Here is a 16,062-nt window from a genome sequence, read left to right as displayed (position 1 = left end):
GTTTTTACTCCGGCCACCCGGAGACACCCGTATGAGCGACGACTCCGACCGATCGCCGATCACCGACGGCTACGTGGTCCCGATCGCCGGGCTGATAGCGCTGTGTTTCGCCGTGATGGCCGGACTGACCGCCCCGCGGGCGCTCTCGGGTGAGCCCGCCCAGGCCCTGTTACCGATCGGATTCGCCATCGGTGCGCTCGCCGCGCTTCGGCTCAGCCAGCGGCACGCGGCCGCGAGCGCTGACTCGGACGATGTTGCCGCCGACGACGAGGCGCGCTGATCCCCGGCTGCAACCGCCGCCGATCGGTACTTAAACGCATCGTGGGGGAATCGCACACGGCGACGGGATCAGAACCCTTAACAGTCGCACGCGGTTTTGATACGATAGCGGGATGGGATAGCCAGGAGATTCCGCCGGGCTCATAACCCGGAGATCGGTAGTTCAAATCTACCTCCCGCTACTTCTGGACGAACGCCACACGCTGAGTCGCGCGTTCGGTTCCCCCTCGTTTCATCGGTTCTCGTCCGATTCGGCTCGTATCTCCCGCCGCGTAGCGGTGTCGCCGTCGATCGATTCCGAACCCGGAAGCGATTTCCGTCGCGCCGCCGTTCCGTCCGGTATGGACTACGAATCGAGCCTCGACCGTGCGATGGAGGAGGTACCGGACCTCGGCGGCTCCGACGAGCGGCTGTCGGTCCCGGACCCGGAGGCGCAGAAGGACGGCGCGTTCACCCGACTAACGAATCTCTCCGCGATCGCCGACGCGTTGAGCCGCGACCCCGAACACGTCCACTCGAAGATCCAGCAGGAGCTCGGTACCGCTGGCCAGTACGAGGACGGGCGGGCCCGCTACAGCGGGAACTTCCGTGAGCGCGACTTCCAGGCCGCGATCGACTCGTACATCGAGTCGTTCGTCACCTGCTCTGAGTGCGGCCTCCCGGACACGCGGCTGGAGACCGAGAACCGCACGCCGATGCTCCGCTGTGAGGCCTGCGGGGCGTTCCGGCCCGTCGCCAAGCAGAACACCTCGAACACGCAGCGCCAGGAGGAGGCGATCGAGTCGGGCAACACGTACGAGCTCGAGATCGTCGGCACCGGACGCAAGGGTGACGGCGTCGCCGAGCGCGGCGAGTACACGGTGTTCGTCCCCGGGGCGCAGGAAGGCGAAACGGTCACGGCCTACATCAAGAACGTCTCCGGAAACCTCGCGTTCGCCCGCCGCGAGAACTGATCTTCTCCGTCCGCTCTCGAACCGCGCGCCGCAGCGGCCCCGTTCAGGGCGTGAGTTAGCAGATCCGCTCGACTGCGACTCGATGGCCGGTCTCCAAGACGTGTTCGCGTTCGAGGCTGTCCGCGTCGTCGACGATGTTGAACAGCCGTTCGAGCCGACACTCTCTGCAGACCACGTGGTATCGCCGTTTTGATCCCGAATGATTCATCATGGCCTTCTGGGCGCCCCGAGGGGTTAGTTACGAGCCCGATACCCCCGTCGAACGGGGCGTTACGTGAGTGGTAACTTCAGCGGACCGCCCGCGATACGCGGTCGGTTCAGCCGCCGCCAGCGGCTCACTGCCCGACGCCTCAGTCGCCGCCGACCCGCCGCTCGAACCGATCGAGCGCGAGCCCGAGCATGTCCGGGCTCACCGGCTGGTACTCCTCGCGCTCGTGCGCCGGGAGGTACTCGCGGACGCTGTTCCACGACTCGCGGGCGTACCGCGCGTCGAGGAGGACGCGGACCCCCCGCTCGTCCGGACCGCGGATGACGCGACCGACCGCCTGACGGGCCTTCCGGACCGCCGGAACGGTGAGCGCGGTCTCGAACCCCGATTCGAACCGCCTGTCGTACGCCGTGATCACCGCCCGCGTCCGGGGTCGCGCGGTGTTGATTATCGGGACGCCGCAGACCACGGCGGCCGACAGGCGATCGCCGCGGTAATCCACGCCCTCGGTGAGCGTCCCCCGGAGGCTCGTCACGAGCACCTTCCCCGCTCCGGAGAAGAAGTCGTCCTTCAGGGACTCCGTGGCGCGGTCGCCCGACGACTCGTCGAGCAACACCGGCTTGTCGAGCCGCTCCGAGAGCGACTCCGCCATCCACGTCGCCTCCGCGTAGCTCGGCATCCCGACGAGCACGTTCCCCTCGCGGCTCGCCACCGCCGCGGTCGCGTCGAGGTGCGCGAGGCGCGTGTCGTTCTCCTCCCCGGGCGCACCGCGGTTCTGATGGGTGAACTTCGGCGCGTCGACCGCGAGGCTCGCGCGGTTCGCCTCCGGGAACGAGAGCCCGTAGGTGCGCTCGACGACGGGCCGCCCACGGTCTTCGAGGTGATCGAGTCCGGTGACCTCGCGAAACACGTCCATCGGCTCCAACGTCGCGCTCATCAGCACGCCGCCGCCGAACTCCGCGAGCCGGTCGCCGATCGGCTCGCTCGGCAGGCAGTTGTACAGCGCGAGGCCGGCGTTGTACGCGCGCCGCCACGAGTCGGGCGGCGCGGTCTCGTCCCACGTCCGCTCCAAGTCGATAGCGCGGAAGAACTCCTCGTGGTCCTCGCGGTACCACGCGTTGAGGGTGCGACCGACACCCGGCGCGGCGCGCTTCTTGTCCTCCTCCTCCAGCGAGTCGAGCACGCGCTTGACGACCGCCCCGACCTGCTCGGCGCGGGCCCAGACGCGGTCTGCGTACCCCTCCCGCTTCGCCCACGTCGTGATCTCGTCTTCGGCCGGCTCTTCGGGGTCGCGGAGCGCGATCTCATCGTCGTCGAGATCGCGCATCGACGCCCGCCAGTCCGGACGCTCGCGGTCGAGTCGTTCGGTAACCCGGCGATCGAGCTCGCCGCGAAGATCGGCGTAAAACTCCCGAACCACTTGGATCTCGTCGACGCTTACGTCGGCGTCCTCCAGTTCGCCGCGGACCAGCGCGGCGTCGTCAGACTCCGCGCCCGCCGTCTCGAAGGAAAGCGGCTGGACGACGCGCGTGAGTTCGTTCTCGGCGTCCCGGAGGCTGGCGTCGGCGACCCGGTCGCTCACGAGGTCGCGCACGCGCGGTTCGAGCATGTGGGCCTCGTCACAGACGACGTACGTCGAGTCGTCGAGCAGCGCGCCCGTGAACGTTCCCGTCGTCACGGGGTCGAACGCGTGGTAGTAGTTGCCGATCACGACCTCGACCTCGGGGACGAGCGCGCCCATGATCGAGTGGGGGCAGGTGCCGTGGCCGGCGGCGAGCCGGACCAGCTCCGCCGGCCCGACGTGGCCGAGTTCGGTCACGTCGAACGGGACCGCCTCCGCGGGGTCGCCGTCCTCCGGGAGGTCGTCGAGGAAGCCGGCGTAGAAGGGGCAGAACTCGGTGCCCTCGAACTCCTCGGTGTCCGGCCTGTACGGAGTGGGTTCGCCGTCGACGGCGAGGTAGTCGGCGGCGCCGGAGCCGCCGCCTCCGTCGCCGGTCGAGGCGGTTGCGGTCCCGGAGTCCAGCAGCCCGACCTGTTGGTTCCGCGCCTCGCTCACGAGATTCGAGGTCGTCGTCGCGCCGCCGTCCCCGACCAGGTTGCGGGTGCGCTCGCGGAGCCCCTCACAGCGCTCGTACACGTTCTCGCGGTCGATCCCGCCGCGGTTCTCGCGGGCGTACGGACACACGTCGGCCTTCCCGACCAAGGTGAGTCCGGAGACCGGGTCGTAGCCGTCGGGGAGGTTCGCGTTGACCGTCTCCAGGTCCGTCTCGAACTGGCGGAGCTGCTGTTTGACGCTCGTGAGGACGAGAACGCGCTCGAAGTCGGAGTCCGGGTCTCGGACGCGGTCGATCCCGGCGGTGAGCGCGAGCATCGTCTTCCCCGTCCCGCACGCGCCCTCGAGCGCGAGGAAGCCGCCGTCCTCGGCGGCGTCGATCGCCGCGTCGATCCCGTCGGCCTGCTCCGGATACGGCTCTTCGTGGCCGAAGAAGTCGGTCCACGGGGGGGCGTCTGTCACTGTGGCGGCGTTGCTCCCGACCGGAGTTAAAGCTTGAGAGAACGGTGCCGACCGGCGAGGTCGTCCTAGCCGACGATGTCGTGGAGGTCCGAGAGCCGATCGATCTCCCACGTCGGCCAGACGTTCAGCTCCCAGTCGCGCCGGTGGGGCCGGCGGATGAACGCGGAGTCGATGCCCGCGTTCTCGGCGGCGCGCACGTCGGACTCGTTGTCGCCGACGAACAGGGCGTTCCCGGCGTCGAGGTCGCCGAGCGCCTGTTCGATGTAGTGAGGGTTCGGCTTACGGAGCTGGAGCGAGTGGATCGTGGGCTCTCGGCCGTATGCGGCGCCGAATCGGTCGAATCCGTCGAAGTGGTTCACGAGGAAGTCGACGGTCGCCTGTTGGTTCGAGGAGACGATTCCCATCTCCACGTCGAGGCTCTGTAGCTCGTTGAGGTCGTCGTAGGGCGTCTTGCGTCCCTCGCGCGCCTCCTGCTGTTGGGCCTTCGAGACCACGTCGTCGCGAGTCCGCCAGAACGACCCCGGATCGAGGTCGTACGTCTGGCAGACGGTCCCCACGCTGCCGGGGGTCGCACCGATGGTCATGCGCTCTACGTCGTCCGGATCGGGCTCCTCGACGCCGCACTCCTCGAACGCGTCCCGGGTCGCATCCCGGAGCACGTCGAAGCGCGTGCGGCCTACGAGGACACCGTCGTTGTCGAACACGACGGTATCGTACGTCATAGGAACCATCGACGCTCAGCACTTAAAAGGGTTTCACCAATCCCACGGCGGATACGGCGTTCGTTTATATACTCCCGGCCCCCGACCCGGAGTATGCGCGTCAGCGTCATCGGCGGGAGCTCGGTTCCGCCCGAGACGGCGGCGGTCGCCGAAGAGCTGGGCGAACGGCTCGCGAACCGTGGTCACACGGTCGTCTGCGGCGGGCTCGGCGGGGTGATGGCGGCCGTTTGCCGGGGCGCCGCAAACGCCGGCGGGGAGACGATCGGCATCCTGCCGACCGACAGCCGCGCGGACGCGAACCCCCACGTCACCGTCCCGATCGCGACGGGCCTCGGCCACGCCCGGAACGCGCTGGTCGTGTTGAACGGAGACGCCGCGATCGCGGTCGACGGGGCACACGGCACGCTCTCGGAGATCGGGCTGGCGCTCGCGCACGGACGCGCCGTCGCCGGGCTCGACACGCACGACGTCGCCGGCGTGGAAGCGGTCGGATCGCCGAGCGACGCGGTGGCATACGTCGAGCGCGCCGCGAGAACGGACTGACAGCCCGGCGATCAGCCGCCGCTCTCGACGCCCGTGATCTCGAACCGGGCGCCTCCGCGGGTCCCTTCGGACACCTCGATGTTCCACCCGTGGGCGCTGGCGACTTCGCTAACGATGTTGAGGCCGAACCCCGTGCCGTTCTCGTCCGTCGTGTACCCCACCTCGAAGATGCGTTCGCGGTCGGCGGGGGGGATGCCCGGTCCGTCGTCCTCGATGAAAAATCCAGAGGGAAGGACGGCCTCGGCGCGCGTCGTGGTGTACATCGGTGAGATGTCCCCCACGGTGACGGTCACGTCGTCTCCGCCGTGTTCCACGCTGTTCCGGAACAGGTTCTCCAACAGCTGTTTCAGCCGGCTCGGATGCGCAACCACCGTCCGGTCGCTGTCGACGACGAGCGTCGCGTCGCCGGTCGCGACGTTCCCCCAACAGCGGTCGGCGAGTTCGGACAGCTCGATCGACTCCAGCTCCTCCGGTCGCTCCCCCTGCTTCGCGAGGGTCAGCAGGTCAGTTATCAGTTCGAGCGTCCGATCGACCGCGGCCGCCGCGTCGTCGACGTGTTCGAGGTCGCCCTCGCGCTGCACGAGGTCGAGCCGCCCCTGCGCGACGTTGAGCGGGTTCCGAAGGTCGTGTGACACCCCGTTCACGAACGCTTCGAGGCGCTTGCGGTGTCGCTCGGCCTCGGCGATGGCGCGGGCGGACGCGACGGCGTTCGATATCCGGCGTCGGAGAACGGGCGTCCAGTTCGGTTCTCCGCACGCTCGCGCGACATCGGTCGCGCCCGCCTCGAACGCCTCAATTACGGCTTCCGGCTCGCGCGCTCCGCCGGGACAGAACACGATCGGGAGCGTCGGGTGCCGGTCCCGGACCGATTCAACGAACCGAACCCCGGTCGCGCCGGCGGGGTCGCCCACGGCGACCACGCAGTCCACCGCCGAGTTTTCGAGCATGCTCAGCGCTGCGTCGGTTCCCGACACCGGCTCGACCACGAAGCGACCGTCCGTGCGTTCCAGCGATGTCGCCATCGCTGCCGCTCGCTTCGGCGTTCTCGCGGCGAGGGCGACGGTGACGGAGTTGCCGGCCGATGCCATTTCGCTAACCCGTGTACTGATCCCGCGGTCGCTCACGGTATAAGTATTGGCGCTGACTCGGAGCCGGTGCCCGAGGAAGAACTGCGATCCACGGCCGACGCCGCTACTGTGGCACGGCGAAAGTGCGTCAACCGACGAAATGGCGAATGGGGGTCAACCGGCGGTACGGCGAAGGGGCCTAGCCGGCGGCACGGCGAGCCGTGGCGTCCCGCGGGCCTACCAGGTGTCGTGGAACGTGTCGAACTCGATCGAGTCGAGCGGCTTCTCGCCGATCGCGGCCTCGTACTCGCCGGGCGTCAACATCGGCTTGTGGAACCGCGGGCCGTCGTCGGTCGTGATCCGGGGACAGCCGGTGTTGACGAACGCGTCCATGTCGAAGTTGCGGAGGCGGTCCGGCGTCACCTCGTCCATCGTGATCAGGTAGGCGTTCTCGTTGTTCTCGACGATCTCCTGGGCCTTCTCCCAGCGGCCCTGGCCGATCTTCGTACAGAAGATGACGCCCCACTTCTCGGCGCCCATCGCCTTGTGAACCGAGGCGTAGCGCTGCTTGAGGAACTGGTCGTGCTCGGCGACCGACACCGCGTTGTTGACGGGGTCGGCGATGACGACCCGCTTGTCGGGGTGCTCCATCGCGAGCCCGACCGGGTGGAACTTCCCGCCGCCGACGTACAACACCTGCTCGGCGTCGATGTCCGCGGAGGCGTAGTTACAGCCGAGCACCTGCCCCTCCTTCGTGAGTCGGTCGTCGCCCCGGCGGGTGTGGACCTCGTAGCCGCGCTCCTCCAGCCAGTCGGTCATCTCCTCGAACCGGTTCATATGCTGGGCAGTCGTGACGAGCCCCACGTCGGCGTCCTCTTCGGGCGGCGCGAGCTCCTCCTCCAGCGCGTCCTCCATGATCGGGAACGGGTCGACGTTCGAGAACAGCGGGACGTAGACGATGCTGTCGGACTCCTTCATCGGCGTGTGGCCGAAGTGGACGAACACGTCCGTCCGGCGCATCAGGTACGTGTCGAGGTCGCAGGCGCCGTAACAGGGCTGCCCGGACAGCATGAAGGTGACGTCGTCCGGCGCCACCTCGCGGAGGTCGTCGGCGACCTTCGGGCCGCGGCGCTTGAGTCCCTCGGGGAACTGGAGGCCGACCTTGGAGGCGTCGCGCTCTTCGATGGCTTCGACGATCCGGTCGAGTTCGTAGTCCCACTCGCGATCGTGTTTCAGGGCCATCCCCGTCTTGGTGAGGTCGCCCTCCGTGGAGCCGCTCATGTCGAACGAATTGTGCGGCAGGACGGTTAAACGGCGCGCTCGACCGTGAGTTCCGTCCGAGACGTTCGTGAACGTTCCAGAGCGGTGCGCACGACCTCAGAGGGTGTTGCTCGTGAGCAGCCGCCCGATCCACGCCCGCGGGCCGGGGAGTATCGCACGCTCCTCGACGGCGACCGGGTCCTGCTCCACGCCGACGAAGACCCGCCCCCGATCGTCGGGTTCGCCGGCGTCGTCGGTCCAGACGAGACGCCCGTCGGAACGGCTCGCGCTCGCGTTGCCGCGGACCTCCCAGCCGGGTGCCCCGCGGACGGTCAGCCGATCGGCGCCGAGGTACCGCGGCCCCTCGCCACCGGCGACGAGTAGACCCGAGGGGGATGCCGGCGTCAGAGGCGTGAACACCACGACGCCGAAGTGGCGTTCCGTGACGTTCGGATCGCGATACTCGACCGAGAGCGTGTCTCCGTCGATGCGGGCGTCGACGTCCCTCGGTTCCGCGATCCCGTCGCGAACCGCCTCGGCGACGACCGTTCGTCGGAGCGACTCGTTCGCCGTGAGCGCGTCGCTGCCGGCCGCGAGATCGGCCCGCGCCTCCCACGTCGTCGACCCGTTCCCGTGGAGCGTAACGGTCAGGGAGCTCTCGCCGGCGGTCACTTTCGTTCCGTCCGGCGCCGTCCGATCGAGGTCACAGACGCCGCATATCGGCGTTGGCGGTGCGCGCGCGTCGGCCATCGGGGCGGCGGCGATTCCGGCCACGAGGAGGAGGGTCGCGGTTACGGCGGCGGTGGTGCGGGGATCCATGATGTGCACTCCCGACGCGACCCACAAATAGGTCACGCGCGGATCGTCGCGGATCGCGGCCGCCGTCTGATTGGCCCCCGACTCGCCGTCCGATCCACCCACTTGGTCCGGTTTCGGGTCCACCTCTCTGCCTGCCCGATCGCTGCCGCGGCCGACGGATACAACCCCCGAGCCGACGAACGCGGGACACATGGCCGACCTTCCCCTCGAACACGTTCACGTCGCGCCCGACGACGACCCCGAGAACGCCCCCGGCGTCTTCGTGCTCCACGGCCGCGGGGCCGACGAGGAGGACCTGCTGCCGGTGGCGCAGCGCCTCCCCGACCGGCTTCACGTCGTGAGCCTGCGCGCGCCCGACCCGCTGCAGGGCGGGTACACGTGGTACGAGCTCGACCTCTCCGCCGGGGGCCTCGAAGCGAGCCAGCCGGACGCGGCGGGCTTCCGACGGAGCCTCGACCTGGTCGCCGACAGCGTCGACGCCGCGGTCGACGAGTACGGCCTCGACGCCGACCGGATCGGCCTGCTCGGATTCAGCCAGGGGGCGATCACGAGCCTCTCGCTCCTGTTGGAGGACCCGGACCGCTACGCGTGGGTCGCCGCGCTCCACGGCTACCTCGCGGACGCGCACGGCGACCTCGAGCCGGACGGGATCGAGGGAAAGCCGGTGTTCGTCGGCGCCGGGGCGGGGGACCGCGTGATTCCGGAGTCGCGGTCGGCCGCCGCGGCCGACCGGTTCGCCGAGGTCGGCGCCGCCGTGACGCGGGGGAGCTACCCGGGCGGTCACGGTATCGGCCAACGGGAGCTGAGCGATGTCGTGGCGTTCGTGGAGTCGCAGGTCGCGGGAGCCGAGTGACCGGACGGCCGAAACGGCGGCTCGTCGGCGTCCCGACCGACGCACCCAGACACCCCCGGCTCCGGCAGGTTGAAACCGATCCGTCCCGAGGATCGGGTATGAGCGTCGAACAGGCCTCTCCGGACGAACAGGCCACCATCGAGGACCTCGGTCGCGAGCTCGGCGAGCGAATCGCCCGAACGCAGGAGTACGAGCGGTTCGAGTCGGCTCGCGAAGCGGTCCAGCGCGACGAGGAAGTCCAGGCGAAGATCGACGAGTTCGAGCAGCTCCGCGCGGAGTTCATGCAGGCTCGCGAAACCGGACAGGCGACGAACTCCGGGCTCCAGAAGGTCCAAGCGGCCCAAGACGAGCTTCACTCGATGCCCGTCATGAGCGAGTTCCTCGACGCCCAGGCGGAGCTGACCGACACTCTCGAGGCCGTGAACGAGGCCATCTCGGGGCCGCTCGCGGTCGACTTCGGCGGCGAGGCCGGCGGCTGCTGTCAGGACTGAGTCGTTCCGACCTCACCCGCCTCCCCCCGACCCTCCCTGTTCCTCTCCCGTATTTTATCGGCGATCCCGCCGCACACACCCCGTGATAGCTGTGGCCGGCGGTAAGGGCGGAAGCGGGAAAACGACCACCACGCTGGGGCTCGCGCGGGCGCTGTCGCGGCGGGGCGCCCCCGTCGTCGCCGCCGACGCCGACTGGGACCTCCCGAACCTCGCACGGCTGGCGAGCGCGACCGGTGCGGACCGCGAGTCCGCCGCGGACGCGCCGACCGTGCTCGACGCGGTCCGGGGCGAGAGAGAAATCTCCCCGGACCGCCGGGCGCCGACGGTGCTTTCGCCGCCGGACGCGCCCGCGGATGCCGATGCAAGGCGAGCCCTCGGAGCGCTGTCAGCGGCGGTTCCCGACGACTCGCCGACTCTCGTCGACTGTCCCGCGGGAGCGTCGCCCGACGCCGCGGCCCCGCTCCGAGCTGCCGACAGATCTCTCCTCGTCACGCCGCTTCGGCGGGCGGCGCTCCGAGACGCCGCGAAGACCGCTGCGCTCGCGCGTCGACTGGACTGCGCTCCGATCGGCGTCGTCGCCGTCCGGGCCGAGTCGGTCCCGGCGGGAGTGAGCGACCTGCTCGGCTGTCAGGTGCTCGGGCGTGTCCCGCGGGCCGAACCGGAGCCGCTGTCCGACTCGTCGGTGCGAGCGGCGTACGACGACCTGGCTCGCCGCCTCGCCGACGCACACGGGGCGGAGCGCTGGCGGGTCGCGTGAGCCCCGCACCCGGTTCAGGTCGGGCGCTCGTCCCCCATCGACAGAGCCAAACCTCCAGAGCCGGCAGCGAGGGTATGGAGACGCTCCCGACTGGGATCTCCGTGCTGGACAGGGAGTTCGGCGGCGGACTCCCGAGCGGCAGCCTCGTCGTGTTGAAGGCGGACCCCGCAAGCCAGTCGGAGCTGATTGTCGACCGGTTCTCGCGCCCGCGAGAGTGTCGCTACCTCACGACGGTGCGCTCGGCCGACGCGGTCGAAGCGTCCCTCGTCCTCGACGAGGAGAGAGAGGGAGATAACGGCGACGGGACGGAAGGAGACGACGGGGACACGGTCGTCGAGGAAACGGACCGCGAGGACCCGATCGACGACGTGTTGGCGGCCGCCGCGGATCTCCCGGAACGCGCGACGCTCGTCGTCGATTCCGTCGAGCCGTTGGAGGCGGCCGACCGATCGCGATACGGGTCGTTTCTCACCGACCTTCGCGGCCACGTCGCCGAGTCGGGGGGAATCGCGGTGATACACGCACTCAAGGGGGAGAACGGACAAAACCGGACCGTCACTGAGCAGATCGCGGACGTGGTCTTCGACCTCCGGACGACGGTCACCGGCACGGAGATCGTGAATCGCCTGATCGTGCCGAAGTTCCGCGGCGGCGCGGCCCTCGAGGAGCCCCTCAAACTGAAACTCACCGACACCGTGTCGGTTGACACGAGTCGAGACATCGCCTGAGCCGGCGCGCGGGCCGGCGTCACCCCGATAGCATCGACGCCGCGACGACGATACTGCCCACGAGCACCGCTGTCGCCGCCCAGTTCCGCGGGCGGTCGAGCGAGCCGTACGGCCCGCCCTTCCGCGAGAAGAGGTACCCCGCATAGACGAGGAGCGGCGCCAGCGTCGGCACGGTGGACACCTCGACGACGCCGGCGACGCCGGACAGCAGGGCGATCGCGATCGTCGTACCCCCGGCGCTCGCGGCGACGACGAGGTCGTCGCGCGCACGTTCGATTTCCATGTCTCTCCGTGGGTCGACCGCAGTTCAAAAGGGATCGGTTCGCGGTCGCACGAACGGTTCGGCCGATCCGGCCGGTCCGATGTATTCGACCGGGGTCGGAGTTACTCCTCGTCGATCTCGTCGACGATCTCGTCGGCGTCGACGTCGACGTCTTCGAGCGCCTCCTCGATGTCGCCCGCACCGGCGCCGCCCATGCCGCCCATCATACCGCCGAGACCGCCCATGCCGCCGCCCTCAATGACCTCCTCGACGACGACGCGGTCGAGGTCGAGTCGGCTCATGAGGTCCTGCGCGATCTGCTGTTTCTGGAACATCCACTGCTGGTTCATCTGCATCGCCTGCGTCGCCGTCACGTAGAGCACGTCCTTCTCGACCTCCTCGGTCTCGACGACTTCCTCGCCGTCGTCGTCCTCGGTGACGCTCTCCTCCTCTTCGGTGACCGTCTCGATGCGGACCTCGGGCGCCTCCTGGAGGTACATCCCGAGCATACCGGACGCCTGCTGCTCGCGGTCGTCGATCTGCTCTAAGATCTCGTACTCGTACTCGAGATCCTCGCCGGCCAGCGGGTGGTTGAAGTCGACGCGAGCGCGGCCGCCGATGATCGTCTCGAGGTAGCCCTGTTGGTTGTCGATCTGGACCTGTGCGCCGGGGTAGCGGCTGTCTTCGGGGATCTTGTCGGCCTTGACCGTCTCGACCTCCTCGGGGTCGTACGCGCCGAAGGCGTCCTCGGCGGGCACGTCGACGACGCCCTCGTCGCCGACCGCGGCGCCGATGAAGGCCTCCTCGACGGACGGGAACACGTGACCCGCGCCCAGCGCGATGATGCGCGGCTCGAACTCGTGTTCTTCGGTGTCGATCTCGGCCTCTTCGGCGGTCTCCTCGTCGGTCGTGTCGATGACGCGGCCGTCGTCGGCCGTTCGGATCGTGTACGCGACGCGCACGAAGTCGCCGTCGGCGAGTCCCTCGGTCTCGGCCTCGTCGGCGTCTTCGGCCGCGTCCGCTTGCTCCTGATCGCTCATACCCTGAACGTCTCTTGTTACACCCTTAAGGCGCACGGTTCGACCCGGCGTCGCAGCGGCTCACGACGCTCCCGTCGAAACGGAGCGAACGGCCGCGAGAACGGGCCTTCCCAGCGAGCGCGTCCCATCGCGCTTAACAACCGCGCCGGCGGAGTCCGGGTATGTACGAGGTCGAGATCAAGGTCCCGGCGGACGTCGGTGTCGTTCGAGAGCGACTGCGGGAGGCCGGCGCCGAGCGCGTCGACGCCCGGCGCCAGCGGGACGCGTACTACGACGCCCCCCACCGGGACTTCGCCGAGACGGACGAGGCGCTTCGGGTCAGACGGGAGGTCCCCCTCTCGGACGGGATCGACGGAGAGCCCCGGTCGTCGGCGGACTCGTCCGCGGAGACGACCAAACTCACGTACAAGGGGCCCCGCCTCGACCGGGAGTCGAAGACGCGCGTGGAACACGAGACCGCCGTCGACGACGGCGAGGCGATGGCCGGCGTGCTCTCCGAACTCGGATTCGACCCGGCCGCGGTCGTCGAGAAGCGCCGCGAGTTCTGGTCGTTCGAAGGGTTCACCGTCACTCTCGACGCGGTCGACGGCGTCGGCGAGTTCGTCGAGATCGAGCGCGAGATCGGCGACGAGGGGGCGATCGAGGCCACCCGCGACGAGGCGCTGGCGGCCCTCGACCGGCTCGGGCTCGACGGCGACTCGCAGGTCCGCACGTCGTATCTCGGGCTGTTGCTGGCCGACGGCGAGCGGGACGACTGAGCCGGCGCCCGACGGCGGGTTCCCGACGGCCGGCTACTCCTCGCCGTCGGGCCGCTTCTCCGAGAGCACGGTCCGGTCGAACTCGCAGACGAGCACGTCGTCGCCCTCGTCGATCTTGAACGCCTCCACGTGCATCGTCACGACGCCGCGTTCGCCGTCGCTCGTCTCCCGCTTGTCCGTGACGGTCGATCGCGCGCGGATCGTGTCGCCGTGGAACACCGGATTCGGGTGTTCGACGCTGTCGTACGAGAGGTTCGCGACGATGGTGCCGTCGGTCGTCTCCGGGATCGACACCCCCACGGCGAGCGACATGGTGTAGAGCCCGTTGACCAGCCGGTCGCCGAACTGCGTCTCCTCGGCGAACTCCGCGTCGAGGTGCAGCGGCTGCTGGTTCATCGTCATGTCGCAGAACCGCTGGTTGTCGGCCTCGCTTATCGTTCGCCGCTTCGCGTGCTCGATCGTCTCACCGACCGCGAACTCCTCGTAGTAGCGTCCGGACATGGCGCCACCGTCGGCGGGCGGGGTCAAATCGCTACCGCTCTCCCGGCGTCGGGACGATTTATGTCGATGCGTGCGGACCGGGCGACATGGCACGACGAAGCCTGCTGTTCTCGCCGGGCGACCGCCCGGAGCTCATGCGCAAGGCACCCGGCGCCGGCGCCGACGTGATCTGCTTCGACCTCGAAGACGCGGTCGCGCCCGATCGGAAGGCGGAGGCCCGCGAATCGGTCCGCGCGGTGCTCACCGACCCCGACTTCGACCCCGACGCGGAGGTGTGCGTCCGGATCACGGCCGCCGACCCGGTTGCCGACCTCGACGCGCTGTGTGGTTCGGGACCCGCGGACGGCGGCGACTCGGGCGATCCCGACGGATCGTTGCGGCTCGACGCGGTCATGCTCCCCAAGGTGGAGTCGCCGGATCGCGTCGAAGACGCCGCGGCGCTCTGTGCGGAACGCGGACTCGACCCGGCGGTGTTCGCGCTCGTCGAGACCGCGTCGGGGGTCCTCTCGGCGGAGTCGATCGCGGCCGCCCCGGCGACCGACGCGCTCGTCTTCGGCGCCGAAGACCTCGCGGCCGACGTGGGCGCCACCCGTACCGACGACGGGACCGAAGTGTTGTACGCCCGCGAGCACGTCGTCCTCGCGGCCGGCGCCGCCGACGTCGACGCGATCGACACGGTGTACACCGACTTCTCTGACACCGAAGGGCTCAGCGAGGAGGCCGCGTTCGCGCTCACGCTCGGCTACGACGGGAAGCTCGCGATCCACCCGGCTCAGGTCGACCCGATCAACGCGGCGTTCACGCCGGACGCCGAGGCGGTCGAGTGGGCCGAGACGGTGCTCAGCGCCCGCGACGCCGCGGATCGCGAGGGGCGGGCCGTCTTCCAAGTCGACGGCGAGATGATCGACGCACCCCTGATCGCGCAGGCGGAGCGGATCGTCGAGCGGGCCGCCGCGGGCGGTTCGGAGGGCTCCGGTTGAGTCAAGAACCGAACCGTTCGTCACAGTTAACCACAATCCGCAGGGAGACAGAAGTATGGACGGTCAAGCTAATCCCTTTGAGAGCCTCAAAGAACAAGTCGACGACGCCGTGTCTTTCCTCGACGCGCCGTCCGGTGTAGTCACCCGCCTGAAGAACCCCGAGCGGGTGTTGGAGACGAACCTCACCTTCGAGCTCGACGACGGCTCGCTCGAGACCGTCCGCGCGTACCGGTCGCAGTTCAACGGCGACCGCGGCCCGTACAAGGGCGGGATCCGGTATCACCCGGGCGTGACCCGCGACGAGGTAAAGGCGCTGTCGGGGTGGATGGCGTACAAGTGCGCCGTCGTCGACATCCCGTACGGCGGCGGCAAGGGGGGGATCGCGATCGATCCCGCCACCTACTCCGAGAGCGAACTGGAGCGGCTCACCCGCGCGTTCGCGACCGAGCTCCGCCCGCTGATCGGCGAGGACCGCGACATCCCCGCACCTGACGTCAACACCGGACAGCGGGAGATGAACTGGATCAAAGACACCTACGAGACGTTAGAGAACACGACCGCTCCCGGCGTCATCACCGGGAAAGCGCTCGATTCGGGCGGCAGCGAGGGGCGCGTCGAGGCGACCGGTCGCTCCGTCGCGCTCGCGGCACGGGAGGCGTTCGACTGGCTCGACCGCGACATCGAGGGTGCGACGGTCGCGGTTCAGGGGTACGGGAACGCGGGCTCGATCGCCGCCGCGCTGCTCGACGACCTCGGTGCCGACGTGGTCGCGGCCTCCGACTCCTCGGGTGGCATCCGCGTGCCCGACGGACTCGACCCGCGCGCGGCGAAGGACCACAAGGCCGAGACGGGGAGCATCAGCGGGTACGGCGACGCGGAGCCGATCACGAACGAGGAGCTCCTGACGCTCGATGTCGACCTCCTCGTGCCGGCCGCGCTGGAGAACGCGATCGACGGCGACCTCGCCGCCGACGTGCGCGCCGACGTGATCGTCGAGGCCGCGAACGGACCGCTCACCCCCACCGCCGACGACGTGCTCGCCGAGAAGGACGTGTACGTCGTCCCCGACATCCTCGCGAACGCCGGCGGCGTCACCGTCTCGTACTTCGAGTGGGTCCAGAACCGGCAGCGGTTCCACTGGACGGAAGAGCGGGTGAACGAGGAGCTAGAGCGCGTTATCACCGAGGCGTTCGACGGAATCGTCGACACCTTCGACGCCACCGAGGCGCCGAACCTCCGGACCGCGGCGTACGTCGTCGCGATCAGTCGGATCGTCGACGCCTCCGAACAGGCCGGCAACTGGCCGTAGTCCGGCCCTTCGAGAAG

18 protein-coding genes and 1 tRNA gene are annotated in these 16,062 nt (G+C 69.3%); 11 read left to right on the top strand and 8 right to left on the bottom strand.

Annotation, left to right across the window (positions count from 1 at the left end):
* Positions 1-31: 31 nt before the first annotated feature.
* The 3 genes from ACT4MF_RS00960 to ACT4MF_RS00950 all read left to right on the top strand — a co-directional run bounded on the left by ACT4MF_RS00960 (position 32) and on the right by ACT4MF_RS00950 (position 1,232).
* Positions 32-280 carry a hypothetical protein gene (locus ACT4MF_RS00960; protein WP_099254976.1) on the top strand — a complete coding sequence of 83 codons (249 nt, stop codon included), beginning with the start codon at positions 32-34 and terminating at the stop codon, positions 278-280.
* A gap of 106 nt (positions 281-386) precedes the next feature.
* Positions 387-461: transfer RNA gene (locus ACT4MF_RS00955), tRNA-Met, on the top strand.
* A gap of 159 nt (positions 462-620) precedes the next feature.
* Positions 621-1,232 (top strand): translation initiation factor IF-2 subunit beta, encoded by a 612-nt coding sequence (locus ACT4MF_RS00950; protein WP_050034145.1) that lies wholly within the window; start codon positions 621-623, stop codon positions 1,230-1,232.
* A 350-nt stretch (positions 1,233-1,582) separates the two neighbouring features.
* On the opposite strand, the gene ACT4MF_RS00945 is transcribed toward ACT4MF_RS00950, so the two are convergent.
* Both ACT4MF_RS00945 and ACT4MF_RS00940 read right to left on the bottom strand, forming a co-directional pair.
* A complete protein-coding gene (locus ACT4MF_RS00945; protein ID WP_444681470.1) occupies positions 1,583-3,955 on the bottom strand; it encodes an ATP-dependent DNA helicase in 2,373 nt (790 codons plus the stop codon).
* 65 nt (positions 3,956-4,020) lie between these two features.
* Entirely contained in the window at positions 4,021-4,677 is a 657-nt protein-coding gene (locus tag ACT4MF_RS00940; protein ID WP_099254974.1) for an HAD family hydrolase, read from the bottom strand.
* Between the two features lie 93 nt (positions 4,678-4,770).
* Between ACT4MF_RS00940 and ACT4MF_RS00935 the strand changes: the two genes are divergently transcribed.
* Positions 4,771-5,220, top strand: coding sequence for a TIGR00725 family protein (locus ACT4MF_RS00935; RefSeq protein ID WP_099254973.1), 450 nt, complete (start codon positions 4,771-4,773; stop codon positions 5,218-5,220).
* Positions 5,221-5,231: 11 nt separating this feature from the next.
* Here ACT4MF_RS00935 and ACT4MF_RS00930 read toward each other — a convergent pair whose 3' ends face one another.
* From ACT4MF_RS00930 to ACT4MF_RS00920, 3 genes are all read right to left on the bottom strand, one after another.
* Positions 5,232-6,308, bottom strand: a complete 1,077-nt coding sequence (locus tag ACT4MF_RS00930; RefSeq protein ID WP_099254972.1) for a receiver/sensor box histidine kinase — start codon at positions 6,306-6,308, stop codon at positions 5,232-5,234.
* A 216-nt stretch (positions 6,309-6,524) separates the two neighbouring features.
* Positions 6,525-7,568, bottom strand: coding sequence for a diphthamide biosynthesis enzyme Dph2 (gene dph2 / locus ACT4MF_RS00925; protein ID WP_444681469.1), 1,044 nt, complete (start codon positions 7,566-7,568; stop codon positions 6,525-6,527).
* A 96-nt stretch (positions 7,569-7,664) separates the two neighbouring features.
* Positions 7,665-8,366 carry a hypothetical protein gene (locus tag ACT4MF_RS00920; RefSeq protein ID WP_099254970.1) on the bottom strand — a complete coding sequence of 234 codons (702 nt, stop codon included), beginning with the start codon at positions 8,364-8,366 and terminating at the stop codon, positions 7,665-7,667.
* A gap of 190 nt (positions 8,367-8,556) precedes the next feature.
* On the opposite strand from ACT4MF_RS00920, the gene ACT4MF_RS00915 reads away from it, so the two are divergent.
* The 4 genes from ACT4MF_RS00915 (at position 8,557) to ACT4MF_RS00900 (ending at position 11,195) form a co-directional block, all read left to right on the top strand.
* Positions 8,557-9,219 carry an alpha/beta hydrolase gene (locus ACT4MF_RS00915; protein WP_099254969.1) on the top strand — a complete coding sequence of 221 codons (663 nt, stop codon included), beginning with the start codon at positions 8,557-8,559 and terminating at the stop codon, positions 9,217-9,219.
* A gap of 98 nt (positions 9,220-9,317) precedes the next feature.
* On the top strand, positions 9,318-9,710 hold the full coding sequence (locus ACT4MF_RS00910; protein ID WP_099254968.1) for a YlbF/YmcA family competence regulator: 393 nt from the start codon (positions 9,318-9,320) through the stop codon (positions 9,708-9,710).
* Between the two features lie 82 nt (positions 9,711-9,792).
* The gene (locus tag ACT4MF_RS00905; RefSeq protein ID WP_180271743.1) at positions 9,793-10,467 is read left to right on the top strand and encodes a MinD/ParA family ATP-binding protein; all 675 of its coding nucleotides are present in this window, start codon (positions 9,793-9,795) and stop codon (positions 10,465-10,467) included.
* Positions 10,468-10,541: 74 nt separating this feature from the next.
* Positions 10,542-11,195: an RAD55 family ATPase gene (locus ACT4MF_RS00900; protein ID WP_099254966.1), complete on the top strand. Its 654-nt coding sequence runs from the start codon at positions 10,542-10,544 to the stop codon at positions 11,193-11,195.
* A gap of 19 nt (positions 11,196-11,214) precedes the next feature.
* On the opposite strand, the gene ACT4MF_RS00895 is transcribed toward ACT4MF_RS00900, so the two are convergent.
* Together ACT4MF_RS00895 and ACT4MF_RS00890 are read right to left on the bottom strand one after the other, a co-directional pair.
* Complete coding sequence (locus ACT4MF_RS00895) at positions 11,215-11,478, bottom strand: DUF8049 family protein (protein ID WP_099254965.1); 264 nt, start codon at positions 11,476-11,478, stop codon at positions 11,215-11,217.
* A gap of 101 nt (positions 11,479-11,579) precedes the next feature.
* On the bottom strand, positions 11,580-12,497 hold the full coding sequence (locus ACT4MF_RS00890) for an FKBP-type peptidyl-prolyl cis-trans isomerase (RefSeq protein ID WP_099254964.1): 918 nt from the start codon (positions 12,495-12,497) through the stop codon (positions 11,580-11,582).
* A gap of 161 nt (positions 12,498-12,658) precedes the next feature.
* On the opposite strand from ACT4MF_RS00890, the gene cyaB reads away from it, so the two are divergent.
* Complete coding sequence (gene cyaB / locus ACT4MF_RS00885; RefSeq protein WP_099254963.1) at positions 12,659-13,255, top strand: class IV adenylate cyclase; 597 nt, start codon at positions 12,659-12,661, stop codon at positions 13,253-13,255.
* 33 nt (positions 13,256-13,288) lie between these two features.
* Here the strand turns inward: cyaB and ACT4MF_RS00880 are convergent, their stop codons facing one another.
* Complete coding sequence (locus tag ACT4MF_RS00880) at positions 13,289-13,756, bottom strand: MaoC family dehydratase (RefSeq protein WP_099254962.1); 468 nt, start codon at positions 13,754-13,756, stop codon at positions 13,289-13,291.
* Between the two features lie 86 nt (positions 13,757-13,842).
* Here ACT4MF_RS00880 and ACT4MF_RS00875 point away from each other — a divergent pair, with 86 nt between their 5' ends.
* Positions 13,843-14,736, top strand: coding sequence for an HpcH/HpaI aldolase/citrate lyase family protein (locus tag ACT4MF_RS00875; RefSeq protein WP_099254961.1), 894 nt, complete (start codon positions 13,843-13,845; stop codon positions 14,734-14,736).
* Positions 14,737-14,791: 55 nt separating this feature from the next.
* Positions 14,792-16,045, top strand: a complete 1,254-nt coding sequence (locus tag ACT4MF_RS00870) for a Glu/Leu/Phe/Val family dehydrogenase (protein ID WP_099254960.1) — start codon at positions 14,792-14,794, stop codon at positions 16,043-16,045.
* Positions 16,046-16,062 lie beyond the last annotated feature (17 nt).

The organism is Halorubrum sp. FL23, from assembly GCF_052439115.2.
In the GTDB taxonomy this organism is placed as follows: Archaea; Halobacteriota; Halobacteria; order Halobacteriales; family Haloferacaceae; genus Halorubrum; species Halorubrum persicum.
This window is presented reverse-complemented; position numbering and strand designations above follow the sequence as displayed.

What these genes read in the sequence shown, in the direction of transcription:
- ACT4MF_RS00950 (WP_050034145.1), top strand. Translation starts at nt 621, where the DNA reads ATGGACTACGAATCGAGCCTCGACCGTGCGATGGAGGAGGTACCGGAC.
- ACT4MF_RS00960 (WP_099254976.1), top strand. Translation starts at nt 32, where the DNA reads ATGAGCGACGACTCCGACCGATCGCCGATCACCGACGGCTACGTGGTC.
- dph2 (WP_444681469.1), bottom strand. Translation starts at nt 7,568, where the DNA reads ATGAGCGGCTCCACGGAGGGCGACCTCACCAAGACGGGGATGGCCCTG.
- ACT4MF_RS00915 (WP_099254969.1), top strand. Translation starts at nt 8,557, where the DNA reads ATGGCCGACCTTCCCCTCGAACACGTTCACGTCGCGCCCGACGACGAC.
- ACT4MF_RS00920 (WP_099254970.1), bottom strand. Translation starts at nt 8,366, where the DNA reads ATGGATCCCCGCACCACCGCCGCCGTAACCGCGACCCTCCTCCTCGTG.
- ACT4MF_RS00875 (WP_099254961.1), top strand. Translation starts at nt 13,843, where the DNA reads ATGGCACGACGAAGCCTGCTGTTCTCGCCGGGCGACCGCCCGGAGCTC.
- ACT4MF_RS00910 (WP_099254968.1), top strand. Translation starts at nt 9,318, where the DNA reads ATGAGCGTCGAACAGGCCTCTCCGGACGAACAGGCCACCATCGAGGAC.
- ACT4MF_RS00935 (WP_099254973.1), top strand. Translation starts at nt 4,771, where the DNA reads ATGCGCGTCAGCGTCATCGGCGGGAGCTCGGTTCCGCCCGAGACGGCG.
- ACT4MF_RS00940 (WP_099254974.1), bottom strand. Translation starts at nt 4,677, where the DNA reads ATGACGTACGATACCGTCGTGTTCGACAACGACGGTGTCCTCGTAGGC.
- cyaB (WP_099254963.1), top strand. Translation starts at nt 12,659, where the DNA reads ATGTACGAGGTCGAGATCAAGGTCCCGGCGGACGTCGGTGTCGTTCGA.
- ACT4MF_RS00930 (WP_099254972.1), bottom strand. Translation starts at nt 6,308, where the DNA reads ATGGCATCGGCCGGCAACTCCGTCACCGTCGCCCTCGCCGCGAGAACG.
- ACT4MF_RS00890 (WP_099254964.1), bottom strand. Translation starts at nt 12,497, where the DNA reads ATGAGCGATCAGGAGCAAGCGGACGCGGCCGAAGACGCCGACGAGGCC.
- ACT4MF_RS00870 (WP_099254960.1), top strand. Translation starts at nt 14,792, where the DNA reads ATGGACGGTCAAGCTAATCCCTTTGAGAGCCTCAAAGAACAAGTCGAC.
- ACT4MF_RS00900 (WP_099254966.1), top strand. Translation starts at nt 10,542, where the DNA reads ATGGAGACGCTCCCGACTGGGATCTCCGTGCTGGACAGGGAGTTCGGC.
- ACT4MF_RS00880 (WP_099254962.1), bottom strand. Translation starts at nt 13,756, where the DNA reads ATGTCCGGACGCTACTACGAGGAGTTCGCGGTCGGTGAGACGATCGAG.
- ACT4MF_RS00895 (WP_099254965.1), bottom strand. Translation starts at nt 11,478, where the DNA reads ATGGAAATCGAACGTGCGCGCGACGACCTCGTCGTCGCCGCGAGCGCC.